Below are 16,205 nucleotides of genomic sequence, written 5' to 3'. Positions count from 1 at the left end.
GGACGCCTAGCCGACCCGGCCCAGGACGTGCCGGTACACCTCCGCGTGGCGCTCCCCCACCGTGGCCCAGTCGCGGTCCCGGAGATCCGGTGCCGCGCCCAGGGCGACGATCTGGGCGGCCCGGTCGATCGCGGCCTCCAGCACCTGCGGCGTGAGCTCGCCGTCGAACAGCAGCACCCAGTCGGGCCCGGCTTCCTCCTGGAGCGCCTCCGACGCCGGGGTGCGCGGCACCAGGATCGGCCGGTCGAGCGACAGGGCCACCAGCGCGACCCCCGAGTTGTGCAGCTCGCGGTAGGGCAGGACGACGAGCTGAGCCGCGGCGACCTCACGGGCGAGCTCGTCGTCGGGCACGAACGCGAGCGACAGGCTCACGCGGGAGTCTCCCGCGGCGCGGGCCTCGACCGTGCGACGCATCACGTCGTCGACGGGCCTGCCCACGACGCGCAACGAGAGGTCCGCACGCGGCGACGCCCGGAACGCCTCGATCAGGCCCTCGACACCTTTGTACGGCCGGATCAGCCCGAACTGCAGGACGCGGCCCGGCACCGGCGGCCCCTCGATCGCCGCGAACCGACCGCGGTAGTGGCCGTGCAGGATCACGGATCCCTCGGCCCCGAGCGGCAGGACCGTCGTCGGGTTGAGCGCGATCCAGTAGGCGCTGCGCCGGTCGACCGCGTCGAGGAGCCGACGCTCCGCCGGGTCGCCCGACTCGTGCGGGGCGAGGTTGTGCGCCGTGCGCACCACCGGCGTGCCCGTGACACGGAGGCGGAGCAGCAGCAGCCGGGTCAGGCCCCGCTTCACGAGCGAGCCGAGCCGGGTCCGGTGCCGGACGAGGAACTCCGGCCAGTGGACCTGGAACACGTCGTACGCGCCGAGGAGCGCGCGGGGCCACGAGAAGGTCCGGACCGACACCTGCGGGGGTGCTCCGGCGATCATCTGGTCGACGTACCTGGTCCGCCCGTCCGGCGGACGGAGGGTGTGCAGCACCCTGATCGCGGTGCGCGGCTCCACGGGGGCGGACGAGCTCACCCGTCGTCCTCCGTGTCGCTCCGGCCGACCGGCGCGCCCACGGTCACGGACGTCCCTCGCTCGACCGGCAGCAACCGACGCCGGGCACCCTCGACCGCTTCCCCGGCAGGCGTCGCCGTGCCCGCGTCCCGCCCCGGACCGGGCCACAGGCGGGACCGGACGTGCCGGGGCGGTGCGCCGCCGACCTCGTCGACGGGCGGCGCACTCGGTTCCGACCCGTAGCCGTAGTAGCGGTAGTCCCCCTGCTCCTCGAGGGGCAGCCGGTTGACGATGACGCCGTGCGCCCCGGTGCCGGCCTTCGCGAGCGTGTCGAGCGCCTCGGCCAGCTGGTGCCGGTGGGTCAGGCCCGCGCCGACCACGATCACCGCCCCGCCGGCCAGCTTCGCGAGCACGGCCCCGTCCGTGACGGGCAGCAACGGCGCGGTGTCGATGATGACGGCGTCGTAGCGCCGCTCGAGCTCGCGCAGCAGGTCCGCCATCGCCGGGGACCCGAGCAGCTCGCTCGGGTTCGGGGGGACCTGTCCCGAGGCCAGGACGCTCAGATTTCGGTTGCCCCAGGTCTGGACGGCGTCGTCGAGCGTCGTGCGACCGATGAGAACCGTCGTGAGGCCCACGGCTCCTTCGAGACCCAGGTACCTCGAGACCGACGGGCGACGCAGGTCGGCATCGACGACGACGACCCGGGAGCCCATGTCCGCCAGCGTGATCGCCAGATTGATGCTGGTGGTCGACTTGCCCTCACCCGGCAGGGCCGACGAGACGACGAAGGTCGACGAGCTGCCGCCGGCCTCGAGGAACTGCAGGTTCGTCCGCAGCCTGCGGAATGCCTCGGCACGCGGGCCCTGGGGACTGCCCTGGATGATCAGCGGATGCTCGACGGCCTCCTCCTCGAAGGCGATCGCCCCGATCACCGACGCGTCGGTCAGCGCGTCCACCTGCGCCACCGAACGGATCCGGGTGTCCAGCAGGTCACGCAGCACGGCGACCCCGACCCCGACCAGCAGGCCGAGTGCCAGCCCGAGCGCGAGGTTGAGCGCCACGCGGGGCGAGACCGGTTGTGTCGGCACGACGGCTTCCCGGACGGTGCTGATCTGGACGGGCGACTCCTCTGCCTCCCCCGTCTGCTCCAGCTCCTGCACCACCGCGGCCAGGCTCTCGGCGACGGCGTCGGCGACCCGGGCGGCGCGATCGGGTGACTCGTCCGTGACGGTCAGGGTGATGAGCACCGTGTCCGGCGGCTGATCGACGACGACGCCGCGCGCGAGCTCCTGCGGCGTCACCCCGAGGCCGAGCTCCTCGATGACCGGCGACAGCACCCGCGGACTGGTCGCGAGCGCCGCGTAGGACTGCACCTGCCGACCGGTGTAGGCGCTGCCCTGCACGAGGTCGTCCACCGACGCCCCGCCCCGCACGGACACGTACACCTGCGCCACCGCCTGGTAGGTCGGTGTGGCCAGCACGGAGGCCAGCGCGGCGACGCACAGGCCCACCACGACCGCCGCGGCGATCGAGAGCCACCGCTTCCGCAGGATCCCGATGTACTCCGTCAGTCCCATGGGCAAGCCCCCTGGTAATCGGGTCGAGATGAACAGGTGAAAAGGAATGAATGCGCAGCGAGCATATGGAGAGTAACCCGCTGTTCTCCGCCGCGCGCCCTGAGCGAGCATCATGACCCGACCCTTATTAGGGTGGCGTCCATCTGGTTGCGGAGGGATATTTACGGCTCGCCGCACCCCATGATTAACGATGCATTTCTCAGAGGTTCCGCAGACCGAAAACGGAGGTGTCGAATGGGTCCCGCTCCGAGCGACACCCGCCGCGTGTCCGTCGTCCTGCCGACCTATGACCGGGAGGCGACGCTCAGCGCCGCGATCGCCACCGTCCTGGACCAGACGGTCCCGGTGCACGAGCTGCTGGTCGTCGACGACGGGTCGACCGACGGCACCGCGGCCCTGGTCGGCGCACTCGCCGCGGAGGATCCCCGGGTGCGCTACGTCTTCCAGGCGAACTCGGGTGCGACGGCCGCCCGCAACCGCGGCATCCTCGAGGCGACCGGTGACGTGATCGCGTTCCAGGACAGCGACGACCTGTGGCGCCCGACCTTCGTCGAGAAGCTCCTCCCCCATGTGGGACCCGACACGCTCGTCTTTGGGTCGCACGTGCTCCACGACCGGGACGGCAGCCGCCGGACCGTTCCCTCGCGACACGTCGCCGCACCCGCCACGGTTCTGCGGCGGGGCAACGTCGCCTCCACCCAGACGATGGCCGTCGACGCCGCGCTGCTGGCCCGGGTCCGGTTCGATCCCGGGCTGCGCCGGTTCCAGGACTGGGACCTCTGCCTCACGGTCCTGGAGACCGCCGGGGCGCGGATCGTCCACGTGCCCGACGTCGTCGCGGACGTGCGGCGTCGCACCGACAGCATCTCGGCGGGCTCGGCCGCGGTGCGTGACCAGGCTGTTCGCGCCGTCTTCCGCAAGCACCGCCGGCAGTTCCTCGGCGACCCCGCGGCGCTGGCCCGCGTGCTGCTCCGTGGCTGGGTGCGGCCCGCGATCCGGCCCGCCGTGCGGGACGCGCCGTGACGGTCCTCGAGCGTGCGGACACGACCGACCCGGCCCTCCGCACGACCGGGCCCGCGCGCGAGGCGCGCCTGATCACCGCGGCGACGGTCGTGCTCGTCGTCGGGATGATGATCAGCTTCAAGCTGACGGGACGCTTCGCCGTCTCGAACGTGGCCCAGTTCGTGGCGCTCGGTCTGCTCCTCACCGCGCACCCGCGCCTCCTGCGTCCTCGGGACGTCGGCCTCTTCCTCCTGGCCCTCGGGTCCGTGGCGGCCGCCGCGTACTCGGTCTCGACCCTGTACGGCTACGTCATCCAGGTCGAGCACACGCTGTTCTTCGCCCTCTTCGGGCTGCATCTCGTCGCGGTGTACCGACTGTGCCATGACCACGGTCAGGGTGCGGCCTTCGCGGAGGGACTGCGGCGGGCCATCCCGGTCGCGCTCGTCCTCGTCGTGCTGCTGCTGGCCGTCGACCTGGCTTCCGGCGACGCCCGACGACGTCTCGGGTTCGACGACAAGTCGCACGCCGCGATCGCGCTGTGCTTTCTTTCCTTCGCTTCTCTGCGTTTCCTCAGAACCCCATTACGAATCATCGTTTCCCTGACGTTCTTCGTCATCAGCCTGCTGACGATCTCACGCCTGCCCTACCTTTTCGCACCGGCGTATATCATCGCGTTCCTCCTCGAATACCGGCGGATCCGGTCGTATGCCATTCAGGCCTGGCAGGTCTACGGGGTGCATCTGGTGCTCCTGACGGCCGTCTGCGCCCCCGTCGTCGTCGCCGTGCGGGCCGGACACTACTTCGACTCCTTCCGCCGGGTGTTCGAGCAGAACGACGTGACGAACCGGTCCAACGACGCCCACCTGCTGCTCCTCGGGTACGCCGGGCAGCTCAAGGTCGAGAACATCTGGAACTTCCTGCTCGGCGTCACCCCGGGCGGGTTCTCCGGCGTCACGTACCGCAGCGACGTCGACGTGGGCGAGTTCGCCGCCGCCGATCCCGCCGGCTTCCGGAAGTTCGTCCTGGGCGAGGCACCCATGCACTCGACCGTCGGGTCGGTGATCCTCGAGTTCCCCCTGTGGATCGCGCTGGTCTTCCTCGCGCTCGTCGTCGTGACGTTCGTGCGGCTGGCCCGACGGCGCGAGACCGCGATGTGGCTCTACGCCGTGTCGGCGCTGGGCGCCTCCGTCTTCTACTCCAGCCACAACGAGGTGCACTACATCGCCTCGTGGACGGCCCTGATCGCGGTCGCGTTCAGCCGCCCGCCAGCCTCCGACGAGGACCAGCCGATGCGCACGGGAGCTGCATGACCAGCGAACCGCCCCACATCTTCGCGTGGCTCACGGGACAGGAGGACAACGTCGGCGACTCGGCCCTGCGTCGTCCGTACCTGCGCGCGCTGGCCGACGCCGGCGAGGTCACCGTCTGGTGCGGCGACCTGGGTTCCGGGTACCTCAGGGGCCTCGCCCTGCCGCAGGACGTCACGGTGGCGACCAGCTACCTCCGCTGGTGGGCCGCATTCGTGTCCTCGGCCGTCAGACGGCCCACGGTGCTGGCGTTCAACGCCGGCGAGTTCGACGTCACCCGGGCGTACCTGGTCGGCGTCGTCGCACTCCTCCCCTGGCTGCTCCTGATCCGGTCACGAGGAGGAGGCGTCATCTGGGCCGGTGCGGGGGTCCGACGCCGACGGGCCGGCCTCATGTGGCCGTTCCGCGCCCTGGCCCGGCTGGCCGACCTGCTGACCTGGCGCGACCGTGGTTCGGCCGAGCTCCTCGCCCCGGCCCCGATCGTGCCCGACTGGGCGTTCGGGCTGCCCCGGGGTGGCCTGCTCGAGGAGAACCCACCTCGGCCGGTGCGGGACTGCGTGGTCGTCTCCCTCCGGTCGGACCGGCCGATGCCGACCCGCGACTGGATCTGCGCGGTGTCCGGCTTCGCCCGGCGGTTGGACGCCTCCGTCGTCGTCGTGGCACAGGTGCGGCGCGACGACGACCGGTCCCGGCACGTTGCGGGGCTCCTGGGCGCGACCTGTGTCGGCTGGCGGTCGGACGACCACAGCGAGCAGGAGCGTCTGCTCCGGCAGGTCTACCGGCGGGCGCACGCCGTCGTCTCCGACCGCCTGCACGTCCTGATCCTGGCAGCGACGGAGGGCTCCGTACCGCTCGGCTGGTGCGAGCGGGCCACCGCCAAGATCGATCGCCACTTCGACGTCGTGGGCGCCCAGTGGGTCGGCGCCGGGCGCCGCGACCCGACGGCCGAGCTCGATGCCCTGGACAGGGCCGGGCTCGCGGACCTGGCGCGCCGGACGGACGCGACGGTTCCCGCGGCGGCCGCCCGGGTCCACCAGGTCGCGCACCGCATCGGCGTCGTCGTGACGTCCCGCGCCGCACGTCGGCGCTACACCACACCCAGCCGCCGGACCTGATCCGCCGCCCGGCCGGGGAGCGGCGCGAGGCAGTACGGGTGCTGCCGGTAGAACCGAGCGGCGGAACGGAACTCGTTGCGCCATGCGGCGACGGTGAGGTTTCGTCGCGTCTCGCGTCGCCACCCGTGGGTCCACCGGACGTCACCGTTGATCCGCACCGGCAGGCCGGCCGAGCGCATCCTGAGCCCCAGGTCGTGGTCCTCGTAGTACAGGAAGTATCCGGGATCCCACCCGCCGACCCGCAGGAAGTCGTCCCTCGTCACCGCGAGGGCCGCGCCCATGACCCAGGCGACGTCCACGACCTCGGACGCCCGCGCCAGCCGTAGGTAGCCGGGGTCTGCCCAGCCGAGCAGGTGCCGCACCTTCCGGTGCAGGTAGGGGATGCCCCGGCCGTTCTCCTGGAGCGAGCCGTCGGCGTTGACCAGCTGGGGCGCCACGATCCCGCCCGTCCGCCGCACCTGGTCGGCGAGCGTCGCGATGCCGTCGGGGGTGACGGTGACATCGGGGTTGCAGAAGATGAGCACCTCCGCGTCGGTCGCCGACGCACCCACGTTGTTGGCCGCGGAGAAGCCCTGGTTGGAGTCCAGCGTGATGACCCGCGCCCCGAGCCCGCGTGCGACCTCCCGCGAGTCGTCGGACGAGCCGTTGTCCACCACCGTCCATTCGTAGGGCACGAACCGGTGACCGGCCCAGAACCGCTCCAGGGCGCGTGCGCTGTTGTACGAGACGGTGATCAGGCTGACCGTGCCGGGTGACGTCACGAACTCTCTCTCCTTCTCGGTCGGGCCGGGTCAGTAGGACCCGCTGGGAGAGATCACCTCGCGTGCCGTCCGCAGGATGATCCCGATGTCGCCCAGGAGGCTCCAGTTCTCCACGTAGTAGAGGTCGAGCCGCGCGCCCTGCGCGAGCGACAGGTCGTTGCGGCCGCTCACCTGCCAGAGCCCCGTCAGTCCCGGCTTCACGAACAGCCGGCGTCGCAGGGCGTCGTCGTACTGCGCCACCTCGAGCGCCACCTGCGGCCGCGGCCCGACCAGGCTCATGTCGCCCTTGATCACGTTGAGGAGCTGGGGCAGCTCGTCGAGCGAGTACTTGCGCAGGAACCGGCCGAGCCTCGTGACCCGCGGGTCTGCCCGGGGCTTGTAGAACACGCCGACGTCGCCGCCGAGCACGTCGGCGAGCTCCCCCTCCGCGTCCTGCCGCATGGAACGGAGCTTGAGCAGGGTGAACGGCCTGCCGTGCCGGCCGATCCGCTGCTGGGTGAACACCGCTGGACCCGGGCTGGTCAGCCGGACCAACCCGGCCAGGACGGCGAGCGGCGCAGTGACCACCAGCAGGATCAGCGTGGCGACCACCACGTCGAAGACCCGCTTGAGCGCGTGCTGCAGTCCTGTGTAGCCGGGCGGCGAGACCTGGACGACCGGGACACCGTCGACCGGGGTGGTCACCAGCCGTGGGCTCGCGACGTCGGCGAGCGCCGGGACCACCACGAGCTCGGCGCCCGTGTGCTCCAGGTCCCAGGCCAGCCGCTTGAGCGCGTGGGGTGTGGCGCCGTCGGACGCGGTGACGGCGACGACGTCGACGTCGTGGGCGCGCGCGGAGTCCGCGGCGTCCTCGATGCGGCCGAGCACCGGGACGCCGTCGACCGGCGACGGCATCCCGGGACCCCCCGGGAGGCACAGGCCGACCACGCGGAAGCCCGCCTGGTGGTTGCGCTCCACGCGTCGACACAGGTCGACGACGGCGCCCCGGGCGCCGACCACGAGCGTGCGCCGCTGGAACTCGCCTCGGGCCCGCTCCCGGTGGAGCCGGTTCGCGAGGAACCGTCGGCCGCCCACCACGAGGACGAGACCGATCGGGAGCGCGACGGCGACGTACGAGCGCGCCAGGTCGAACTTGACGAGGTAGCAGACGATGGCGGTCAGCCCGAAGAGCACGACGGTCGCCCGGGCTGCCCGGAGGTACTCCTCGACACCCGAGCCCAGGACGCGGGGGCTGCGGGACCCGGCGAGGCCGAGCGCGAGCACCCAGGCCTCGGCGAGCACCACCGAGATGAGGACGTACTGGCCGCCGCGCGGCTCGAAGAGGTCCACCTCGATGCCCCGGTCGAACCGGAGCACGTACCCGAGGCCGACGGCGGTCGTGACGGCGGTGACGTCGACGAGCAGCGCACGCCGGGTGATCACGTCCTGCCACGGTGCTGCGGGTCCTCGGCGCTGCGCCGGCGCCGCCATCTGGACGGGAGAACGGTTGTCGAGGGTCAAGGCCCGCTCCTGGACTGGGGGTCCGAGATGTTGGTGTCCGTGGTCTCGGGCCGGGCGCCGCGCCCGCCGCGACGGCGGGACGCGGCGCACGGGCCGTTCCGGGCCGTCCGCGGACGGCCTGGGTCTGGTCAGCCGCGCCGGGAACGGGCGCGGACGGTCACGAGCGCACCCACGCCGAGGAGCAGCAGCGCACCGGCCGCGGCGAGGTACGGGAGGCTGGTGGACCCGGTCGCGGCCAGGCCGCCCCCGCCGCCCGCGCCGTCCGTGGCCGCGGTGGCGGTGATCGTGTACACCTCCGAGAGCGGCTCGCCGTCCGCGTCGAGGACCTGGACGGTGTAGTCGCCCGCAGCCGAGACGGTGGCGGTGTCAGACACCGCGCCGTCGTCGTCGAGGGTGAGCTCCTCCGCGTCGGCGCCGGCCACCTCGACTGCCGAGGCGGAATCGCCGGCCGCGGCCGCCTCGCCGGCGAAGGCGATCTGGACCGTGACGGTCACTCCTCCGAGCTCCGGGCAGGAGACCGTGAACCCGAAGGGTTCGCCCACCGTGACCGTCTGGCTCTCGAAGGTGATGACGCACGGGAACTCGCCGGGGCCGTACTCGTCCGCCGCCACCGAGGTGGCCATGGCGGTCGCCGGGGCAAGCACGGCGGCTGCCGTGACGGTCAGAGCGCTGATGAGGTGTCGAAGCATTGCTCAGTCCTTGATGTCGTGACGATGTTGCTGGACGTCTGGATATCGGTGTCCGTGCACCGGGATTCGCGGCCCGTAAAACCGGCCGCGGGACGTGCGGTCCGTCAGTTCTCTCGTCGGGAGCGTCATTTGTCGGCGAGCGCTCTCACGGGTCTCGGACCCGGAGTTGTGCGCAGAATGACACCCCCATCCTGCTGCTTCCCGGTGATGATTACATAGGTGATAGAAGATGTCTCTCCCGCACTCAGCGAGAAATCCCGGAACGCCAACCAGAGCTGATCATGTTTTTGGGGTGATAAGCCGACATCTCCGGACTTGTTGGCCGCCCCGACGATCCGACCGCCGGCCGGCGCGTAGACGAGGGCACGCAGCCGGACCTCCCCTGGACGCGACTCCCCCACGCCGGTGACGTACTCGGGCAGATCTGCCACCTCACCAGCATCGACGCGTGAGGTGTAGGTGACGGTCACGGCCAGCTCGCGCGACCCGTCCGGGCGCTCCTCGCGCTCCGTGACGTCCACCGCGGTGTCGACGTAGTACGCGATCTTCGCCATCTGAATTCCCTGTGTGAACACGCCGACAACCGGGCGGTCGCCGTTGACCCCGCGCAGGGCACCGTCGAGCACCGTGCCCTCCAGCAGGTCCGCCTCGGCGGGCTCGCTCGACCACACCGCGAGCCGCCCCTCGCGGGCGGCTCCCGCGAGCGCGTCGACCATCCGGACGGGCTCGACGTCGCCGGCGGACAGCGTCGCGAACGCCCGCTCCGCGACGGCGGCGAAGATCTCGTCCTGCTCTCGGGGCGTCTGGCTCCGGTACACCCCGTTGAGCAGGTAGGACACCAGCTCGTCACCGCGCAGGACGCCGCCCGGCCCGGTGTCGACGTCGTCCAGCAGCGCGGCCAGGGCCACCGGGTCCGTGGCGAGCACGCCGTCCACGGTCTGCCCGGTCTCGCGCCGCCACATCTCACGCGCGATCTCGGCCGACCGCGGGAAGTCCGGGGTGGCGGTGACGTTCTGCATCCACCGGCCCAGGTCGTTGCCGCCCAGGACACTCCGCTCGTCGCCGGTGAGCTCGACCACCGACTCGTCGAACGAGCCCACCTGCGCACCGGGCCGCTGGTCGACGAGTTCGATCCGGCCCTCGTCGGCGCGCAGCACCAGCACCGACCCGACGATCCCGCCCAGCGCCCGCGGCTCCGCGTTGTTCTGCACCAGCACCAGGTAGTCGCGGGGCCCGTCCGCGCCCAGCATGGGTGGCAGGAGCTGCGCCGCCCGCGATGCCGTGGCGGTGGACCTGCGCAGGTCGGAGAGCTGTGTCTCCAGCCCCGCGGCCGCGTCCGCGACCTGCGGCAGCAGCGGAGCACCGCCGATGGCCTCGACGCTCGCAAGAGCGTCGCCGACCGCGTCGTCGGCCCGCCGTACGTCCGGCGCCACCTCCCGCAGCGGCCCGAGATCGACGCGCCCGTCCCGCGGCGCAAGAGCCGCCGGGTCGACGACCTCGACCACCTCGGCGAGCCGCGGCAGCGGCCCCCGCGCCAGCAGGTCGACCACGGCCGCCATGGTCGACACCGCGCGCACCGACGGCCCGGCACCGGGCAGCCGGGCCGCGAGCGACCAGTGGGCGCCACTAGTCGCCTCCCGTGCCACCGCGGCATGTTCCTGCAGGTCGGACACTCTCGGAGCGAACCGGTCGGTCCGGCCGGCGACGGCGTCGGCCTGGAGCACCGCGACGTCCTGCGCCGCCCGGTCGAGCGCGCCCCGCGCCCGGGCGGCGTCGAGGGCGACCCAGGCGAGGAGGAGCGCGAGGGCAAGGAGAAGCGCAGCAAGACCCAGCAGGACCAGGCGCAAGGTGCGCCGCCTGCCGCGCGTCCAGAACGCCGGCCCGGACGGGTGGGGCCTGCGCCGCGGAGCGGGTGCCGAACCGGGCCTCGCGACCGGCAGCACCGTGGTATCACCGGGGCCCGCCCATTTCTCGCCCCATCCCGGATGTGTCACCAAGCCTCCTGATGGCCTCTTCGGCGCAGTGCGCGCTAGATTACCCACGAGATGAGAAATGGGCGCGGCGAATTGACCTCCGTGCATATTCACGGAGTTTTCCCGGTCGATGTTCCGTGCGCATTCATTAAATGATTCCGGATGGAAGTCCGTGCAAACTCACGAAGCAATACGGGGTTTCATTTCCCGTGACGTCCCGGAAAGACCGGGAGGAAGGCGCCCACCATGCCGTTCACCGTGCTCGCCGTCTGTACGGGCAACATCTGCCGCTCGCCCGCCGTCGAGCTGCTCCTGCGCGGCGTCCTCGACGGGTCCGTCGCGGTCGGCAGCGCCGGGACGCACGCCCTGGTGGGCGGGACCGTGTCGGAGCCGATGGCGGAGCTGCTCACCGCCGACGGCTTCCCGCCCGCCGGCTTCGCCGCCCGGCAGCTCGTCCCGGCGCTCGTGGAGCAGGCCGACCTGGTCCTGGCCCTGACGCCGGAGCACCGCACGCTGGTGGTCGAGCACGTACCGGCCGCCGTCCGCCGCACGCTCACCGTCCGGGAGCTGGGCCGGCTGTCGAGCTCCCTGCGGCCGGGCGCCGTCCGCGGGCCGGACGACGCCGCGCGGCTCGCCGCGCTCGTTCCCGCCGCCCTCCAGGAGCGGCCCCGGCACGCCGGGCGGCAGCGCGACGACGGCGTGCTCGACCCGTACGGACGCTCCGCCACCACCTACCGGCGCTCCTACGAGCAGATCATCGACGCGCTCACGCCGGTCCTGGCCGCGCTGCGGGGGTGATCAGCGTGCGACGGAATTCACCCCGGCCACGACCGCCCGCAGCGGGCTCGGCGAGCCCTCGTCCGTACACTGGCAAGGTGCCAACGATCCGCTCCCTGCTGGCCCATCCCGAGGAGCGTCGGCCCAGCCCGCCGGCCCCGCACGCCGATCTCTACCGAGTCCTCGGCGCGGGCATCGGGCTGTTCGTGATCGGGCTGGTCGTCACGCTGGTCCTGCTCCTCACCGGTCGTGGCGGCGTCGAGAACGTCGCGATCTGCGGCACGGGCGTCGTGCTCGGCGGGCTCGGCCTGCTCTGGGCGCGCCGCCACCGGTGACGCCTCCGGGGCGCGACCCGGCCCCGACGGCGCGCTGACCCTCAGCCCCAGGCCTGCTCCGCGCTCAGCGCCTCCGCACGGTCCGGGTCCCGCAGGGCCGCCTCCAGCAGCAGCGGATCCGCCCCGCCGATCTCGGCCAGCGCCCGCGCGAGGCCCTCGACCGAGACGGCGTGCGCGACGGCGTCGGGCCCCTCGCCCGGCGCACCGGCGGACACCCACCAGGCGACCCGCCTGCCCTCCACCGTCAGTGTCGTGTGGCGCCGCCAGGTCTCGGGCGCTTCCGGCACGACCGCCCGGACCCGCGGGTCGAGCCCGACCGGTTCCCCGGGTTCGTCCGGGGCCAGTTCGGTACCGGCCTCCAGCGGAAGGTCGAGCAGGTCGGCGAGGGCCTCGGCGACGTCGGCGGGCGCGGGGACCACCGGGCCGAGCTGGGCCCACCGCGGCGAGGCCGCGACGGCGAGGTCGTCCGTGCTCTCCACCGTGATCCCGGCTGGGCCGAACGCGGGCAGCCGGGACGGCGCGATCCCGGGGCCGTCGGCCCGGGCGAGCGCGGCCAGCCCGGTCCAGACGGCGCGCGCGACGTCGGCGGGCAACCGGCCGGACGACCCGGCCGACGCGTCCGGCAGTCGCTCCAGGACCGCGGACCAGTCGCGTCCGGGCAGGTCAGCAAGGTTGTGCAGGCCCCCGAGCGCCGTCAGGAGGTCCGCGTCCAGGCCGGCGGTCTCCGGCGGCGCGGGCGGCAGGAGCGGGGCGTCCCCGAGCGCGAACGGCGCACCGAGCCGGCGGCGCAGGAACCAGGCCGTGTACGACGGCGCCTCGCGGTCCGGGGCGTCGGGCGACCGGACGGGCGTCAGCAGCGCGCGCCGCAGCTCCGGGTCGGCGGCGATCCGGGCGAGCCCAGCGGCGAGCGGGCCGTGCCCGGGCTCAGGCTCCACGCCCGCGACGGCCCCCAGCGCGTCGAGGTCCGGGACGGCCGCGACGTCACCGACCCACGCCCCCGCGCCGAGCTCCCCGGCGAGCAGGTCGAGGTACTCGTCCCAGTCCGCGAGCCAGCCGGCCGGGTCGTCGGGACCGTAGTCGCCGTCGTCGTCCCCGTCGGGCGTCACGACGTCGGCCACGCGGTAGACGCCCAGGTCGGCGTGCGCCCCGGCGGCCCTGAGGGCACCCTCGCCCCAGCGCTCGACGACGTCCGCCCGCACGGGCGCGAGGTCCAGGTTCCGCGCCGCCCAGGTGCCCGGCAGCGCCGCCTCGCGCAGCGGGACGACGGCGCCGTCCGCCACCACGGGCAGCTCGCCCAGCCAGAACGGGAGGTCCTCCGCGGACTCGGTGACGGCGAGGCGCACCAGGCCGAGCACCGCACGCACGGTCTCGGCGGGTGTCGGGTCCTCGGGTGCCCACGGCTCCTCGGGTGCGGCGGCGGAGGCGGCCGGAGACCGCGGCCCGGCCGACAGGACGGCGCCGAGGTGTTCGGCGTCGCCGTCCTCCAGCACCTCCTCCGCGGCGGCCAGCGCCGCCGACCGGACCCCGGCGTCCGCGAGCAGCCCGCGCGGCGTGGTGGGTACGGCGCCGGCCCGCTCCAGCACCGGGTGCGCGGCGTCCGGGTGGACCACCCGGACGCCCAGCGCGCGGGCGATCCCGGCGAGTCGCGGGGTGTCGAGCAGCACGGTCCCCCGCGCGCCGCGGGTCACGCGGCCGTCCGCGAGCGGCAGCGGGACTCCGGCCACGGCCTCCAGGACCGCGGGCTCGCCGACGTGCGGCGCGAGGGCGTCGAGGGCCGCGTGCACGGCGCCGGGATCCGGCGGCAGGGCCTCGACCAGGTCGACGAGGTCGACGGGGTCCGTCCCGAGGGACCGCAGGAGGGCCTGGTGCCGCACGGGAACCGTGACCAGGGTCCTGACGGCCCCCGGCGCGAGCGCGCGGGCGAGCGCCGGATCCTCGCCGAGCGGCCCCGCGACGAAGGCGGCGTCCCGGGGCGTCACCAGCGGCCCGGGCGTGCTCGGCAGCAGCGCGGCAGTGCCCAGGGCGTCGCCGGCGGCCGCGCGGATCGCGGCGTCGACGTCGCCCGCCGGCAGCCCCGTCGGCACCAGGCCGAGCACGTCGCCCCCGGAGGCGGCGAGCTCGGCCAGGAACGCGGCGTACGCGCGGCCCGCCTCGGCGGCGACCCGGTCGGACGTCAGGCCCGGTAGCACGCCGCGCCGTCCCGGGTCGACCGGGAACGAGGCGATCAGGAGCGCGGGGAAGGTGAGCCGGACATCCGTGGGGGTCGGGGCGTGCAGCGTCGGCCCGGCCGAAGTGCCGCCGCCCGGGACGGACGGGCTGGGCAGGGCCCAGAGCACCGACCAGTCCGTGCGGCGCGCCTCGGACGGCAGCGAGTCGTCCGGCTCCAGCACCCCGGACGACCGGTGCACGCGCCAGCGCGTCCCGACGTCGCGCAGCACGCGCGGCGTCGCACGGGGCACCGTGCCACCGGGGTCAGAACCCGGCTGACCTGCGTAGTCGTCCTCGATCACCAGCTCGTCGAGGGCGGGCAGCGCGAGCAGCAGACCGTCGTCGACGGCGGCGAGCTGGGCGCGGACGGCGGCCACCGCGGCGTCGTCCCGCAGCCGCACCTCGACCACGGTGTCCGGCTCCTCCGCCGTGGTCCCGGGCGCAGGAAAGGGAAGCCGCAGCACGGGCAGCGCCCCACCGCGCCGCCGCGCCTCGCCGGCCAGCCACCCCTCGGCCTCTCCCCCGCCTGAGGATGCGAGATCGGTCGGTCGCCCTGAGACCGGTCCATCGTCGGACCGGTCTCGGTGCAGAGGACCGATCTCGTCCCCACTAGGCTCAGGCCCCAGCCCGAGCTCCGCGCGGGTGGCCGCGAGCGAGAAGCGCACGCCGCCCTCGCGGGAGCGCACCAGGATCTCGTCCGACACCGACCGGACCGCGGCGAACCCGACCCCGAACCGCCCCACGACACCGTCGGGCCCGGCCGGGCCGCCCGACTTGGCGGACGCCCGGAGGGAGGCCAGCGAGGCGACGCCGTCGGCGTCGAGCGCCGCGCCCGTGTTGGCGGCCACCAGCCACCAGCCCGCCGTGGTGCCGTCCGCGTCGTCGCCGGCGTAGCCGCGCGGCTCCAGGGTCAGCATCAGCCGGCCGGGCACGCCGGCGCGCGCGGCGGCGTCGGCCGCGTTCTGCGCGAGCTCCACCACCACCCGGTCGCGGTAGTAGCCGCGCGCGTGGTCCTCCTCGGAGTTCGCGTCCTCGCGAAAGCGCGTCGGCGACGCCAGCCACGCCTCGGTCACCACGCGCCGCAGCGCTCCGGTGCCGAAGGGGTCGTGGGTCACGCGGAGGGTTCGCCCCCGTCGCCCGCCGGCGTGTCGCCGGCCGCCGCGACCGGCTCGACCTCGTTCTCGTCGATCAGGGGGGCGGGCGCCGGCCAGTCGGTCGGGTGCGCCTCGACGTCGGTCTCGGAGTGGGCACCGCAGCCGTGGTCGAGGGAGACGACCTTGCCGTCGTCGGGCGACCACTCGTTGGCGCACACCCCGAAGAGCTGGCCCATCGGACCGGAGAGCGGGATGAGGAACGCACAGGCCATGCACTCGGCGGCAGCCGCGACGGACCCCGCGGACGTCGGCCCGCGCGAGCCGCGGTACCAACGCTCCGCCGCCTCGTCGCGGCCCTGCGGGGACAGCACGCGGGCGCGGGCGAGCGCGAGCTCGTCGATGGCCACCTCGTCGACCTCGGGGTCGCCGGTGGCGGTGTACCCGGGCTCCAGCCGCGGGTCGTCGGCGCGGAACGGCAGCACGTCGCCCGGGCCGACGTCGCCCGGGCGCAGCCGCTCGGACCACGGGAGCCAGGCCGGGGCGAGGATCGCCTCGTCGCCGGGCAGCAGCTCGACCTCGCTGATCGTGGCGGTCCGGCCGCGCGGCACGCGCGTCACGGTGACCGTCCAGTGCCAGCCGCGGTACCCGCGCATGGTCGCCGCGAAGCGGTGCGAGACCACCCGCTCGTCCTCGAAGAGCGTGCCGAGGTGCTCCCCGACGTCCTCCGGCCGCTCGGCGACCTCCTGTGCGGCGGCGCGCGCGAGATCCGCGGCGCCGTTCAGCACGGCGTCGCGGCTGGAGCGTGCGGCGACCCGCCGGGTAGGCGTTCGGGTAGCGGGCGCGGTGATCGTCACCATGT

General features: G+C 73.9%; 13 protein-coding genes. 5 read left to right on the top strand and 8 right to left on the bottom strand.

Features of this window, described 5'->3' with window-relative positions; genetic code table 11:
- Positions 1-6: 6 nt before the first annotated feature.
- Both ACZ7LE_RS23060 and ACZ7LE_RS23055 read right to left on the bottom strand, forming a co-directional pair.
- Positions 7-1,029, bottom strand: coding sequence for a glycosyltransferase (locus ACZ7LE_RS23060; protein ID WP_470405554.1), 1,023 nt, complete (start codon positions 1,027-1,029; stop codon positions 7-9).
- Positions 1,026-2,585, bottom strand: coding sequence for a tyrosine-protein kinase domain-containing protein (locus ACZ7LE_RS23055; protein ID WP_470405553.1), 1,560 nt, complete (start codon positions 2,583-2,585; stop codon positions 1,026-1,028). The genes ACZ7LE_RS23060 and ACZ7LE_RS23055 overlap by 4 nt, the downstream gene beginning before the upstream one ends.
- A gap of 234 nt (positions 2,586-2,819) precedes the next feature.
- On the opposite strand from ACZ7LE_RS23055, the gene ACZ7LE_RS23050 reads away from it, so the two are divergent.
- Genes ACZ7LE_RS23050 through ACZ7LE_RS23040 form a run of 3 tightly spaced genes read left to right on the top strand, consistent with a single transcriptional unit; the run spans position 2,820 to position 6,009 of the window.
- The gene (locus ACZ7LE_RS23050) at positions 2,820-3,608 is read left to right on the top strand and encodes a glycosyltransferase family 2 protein (RefSeq protein ID WP_470405552.1); all 789 of its coding nucleotides are present in this window, start codon (positions 2,820-2,822) and stop codon (positions 3,606-3,608) included.
- Positions 3,605-4,897: a hypothetical protein gene (locus tag ACZ7LE_RS23045; protein ID WP_470405551.1), complete on the top strand. Its 1,293-nt coding sequence runs from the start codon at positions 3,605-3,607 to the stop codon at positions 4,895-4,897. The genes ACZ7LE_RS23050 and ACZ7LE_RS23045 overlap by 4 nt, the downstream gene beginning before the upstream one ends.
- Positions 4,894-6,009 carry a polysaccharide pyruvyl transferase family protein gene (locus ACZ7LE_RS23040; RefSeq protein WP_470405550.1) on the top strand — a complete coding sequence of 372 codons (1,116 nt, stop codon included), beginning with the start codon at positions 4,894-4,896 and terminating at the stop codon, positions 6,007-6,009. The genes ACZ7LE_RS23045 and ACZ7LE_RS23040 overlap by 4 nt, the downstream gene beginning before the upstream one ends.
- Here ACZ7LE_RS23040 and ACZ7LE_RS23035 read toward each other — a convergent pair.
- The 4 genes from ACZ7LE_RS23035 to ACZ7LE_RS23020 form a co-directional block, all read right to left on the bottom strand.
- Positions 5,982-6,770, bottom strand: a complete 789-nt coding sequence (locus ACZ7LE_RS23035) for a glycosyltransferase family 2 protein (RefSeq protein WP_470405549.1) — start codon at positions 6,768-6,770, stop codon at positions 5,982-5,984. The two genes, ACZ7LE_RS23040 and ACZ7LE_RS23035, sit on opposite strands and share 28 nt — an antisense overlap.
- 30 nt (positions 6,771-6,800) lie before the next feature.
- Positions 6,801-8,270 carry a sugar transferase gene (locus ACZ7LE_RS23030; protein WP_470405548.1) on the bottom strand — a complete coding sequence of 490 codons (1,470 nt, stop codon included), beginning with the start codon at positions 8,268-8,270 and terminating at the stop codon, positions 6,801-6,803.
- Between the two features lie 128 nt (positions 8,271-8,398).
- Positions 8,399-8,959 carry an LPXTG cell wall anchor domain-containing protein gene (locus tag ACZ7LE_RS23025; protein ID WP_470405547.1) on the bottom strand — a complete coding sequence of 187 codons (561 nt, stop codon included), beginning with the start codon at positions 8,957-8,959 and terminating at the stop codon, positions 8,399-8,401.
- Positions 8,960-9,084: 125 nt separating this feature from the next.
- A complete protein-coding gene (locus tag ACZ7LE_RS23020) occupies positions 9,085-10,806 on the bottom strand; it encodes a DUF4012 domain-containing protein (protein WP_470405546.1) in 1,722 nt (573 codons plus the stop codon).
- A 372-nt stretch (positions 10,807-11,178) separates the two neighbouring features.
- Here ACZ7LE_RS23020 and ACZ7LE_RS23015 point away from each other — a divergent pair, with 372 nt between their 5' ends.
- Positions 11,179-11,730: an arsenate-mycothiol transferase ArsC gene (locus ACZ7LE_RS23015; protein ID WP_470405545.1), complete on the top strand. Its 552-nt coding sequence runs from the start codon at positions 11,179-11,181 to the stop codon at positions 11,728-11,730.
- Positions 11,731-11,807: 77 nt separating this feature from the next.
- The gene (locus tag ACZ7LE_RS23010) at positions 11,808-12,044 is read left to right on the top strand and encodes a DUF2530 domain-containing protein (RefSeq protein ID WP_470405544.1); all 237 of its coding nucleotides are present in this window, start codon (positions 11,808-11,810) and stop codon (positions 12,042-12,044) included.
- 41 nt (positions 12,045-12,085) lie between these two features.
- Here ACZ7LE_RS23010 and ACZ7LE_RS23005 read toward each other — a convergent pair whose 3' ends face one another.
- Positions 12,086-15,367 (bottom strand): sacsin N-terminal ATP-binding-like domain-containing protein, encoded by a 3,282-nt coding sequence (locus tag ACZ7LE_RS23005; RefSeq protein WP_470405543.1) that lies wholly within the window; start codon positions 15,365-15,367, stop codon positions 12,086-12,088.
- The gene (locus tag ACZ7LE_RS23000; RefSeq protein ID WP_470405542.1) at positions 15,364-16,203 is read right to left on the bottom strand and encodes a DUF3027 domain-containing protein; all 840 of its coding nucleotides are present in this window, start codon (positions 16,201-16,203) and stop codon (positions 15,364-15,366) included. Before ACZ7LE_RS23000 ends, ACZ7LE_RS23005 begins: the two co-directional genes overlap by 4 nt.
- Between the last annotated feature and the right edge of the window lie 2 nt (positions 16,204-16,205).

The sequence above is a fragment of the Promicromonospora sp. NPDC110617 genome (assembly GCF_055598465.1).
This window is presented reverse-complemented; position numbering and strand designations above follow the sequence as displayed.

Bases quoted from the DNA above. Each gene is read 5' to 3' on its own strand.
- ACZ7LE_RS23015 (WP_470405545.1), top strand. From the start codon at position 11,179: ATGCCGTTCACCGTGCTCGCCGTCTGTACGGGCAACATCTGCCGCTCG.
- ACZ7LE_RS23055 (WP_470405553.1), bottom strand. From the start codon at position 2,585: ATGGGACTGACGGAGTACATCGGGATCCTGCGGAAGCGGTGGCTCTCG.
- ACZ7LE_RS23000 (WP_470405542.1), bottom strand. From the start codon at position 16,203: ATGGTGACGATCACCGCGCCCGCTACCCGAACGCCTACCCGGCGGGTC.
- ACZ7LE_RS23050 (WP_470405552.1), top strand. From the start codon at position 2,820: ATGGGTCCCGCTCCGAGCGACACCCGCCGCGTGTCCGTCGTCCTGCCG.
- ACZ7LE_RS23040 (WP_470405550.1), top strand. From the start codon at position 4,894: ATGACCAGCGAACCGCCCCACATCTTCGCGTGGCTCACGGGACAGGAG.
- ACZ7LE_RS23025 (WP_470405547.1), bottom strand. From the start codon at position 8,959: ATGCTTCGACACCTCATCAGCGCTCTGACCGTCACGGCAGCCGCCGTG.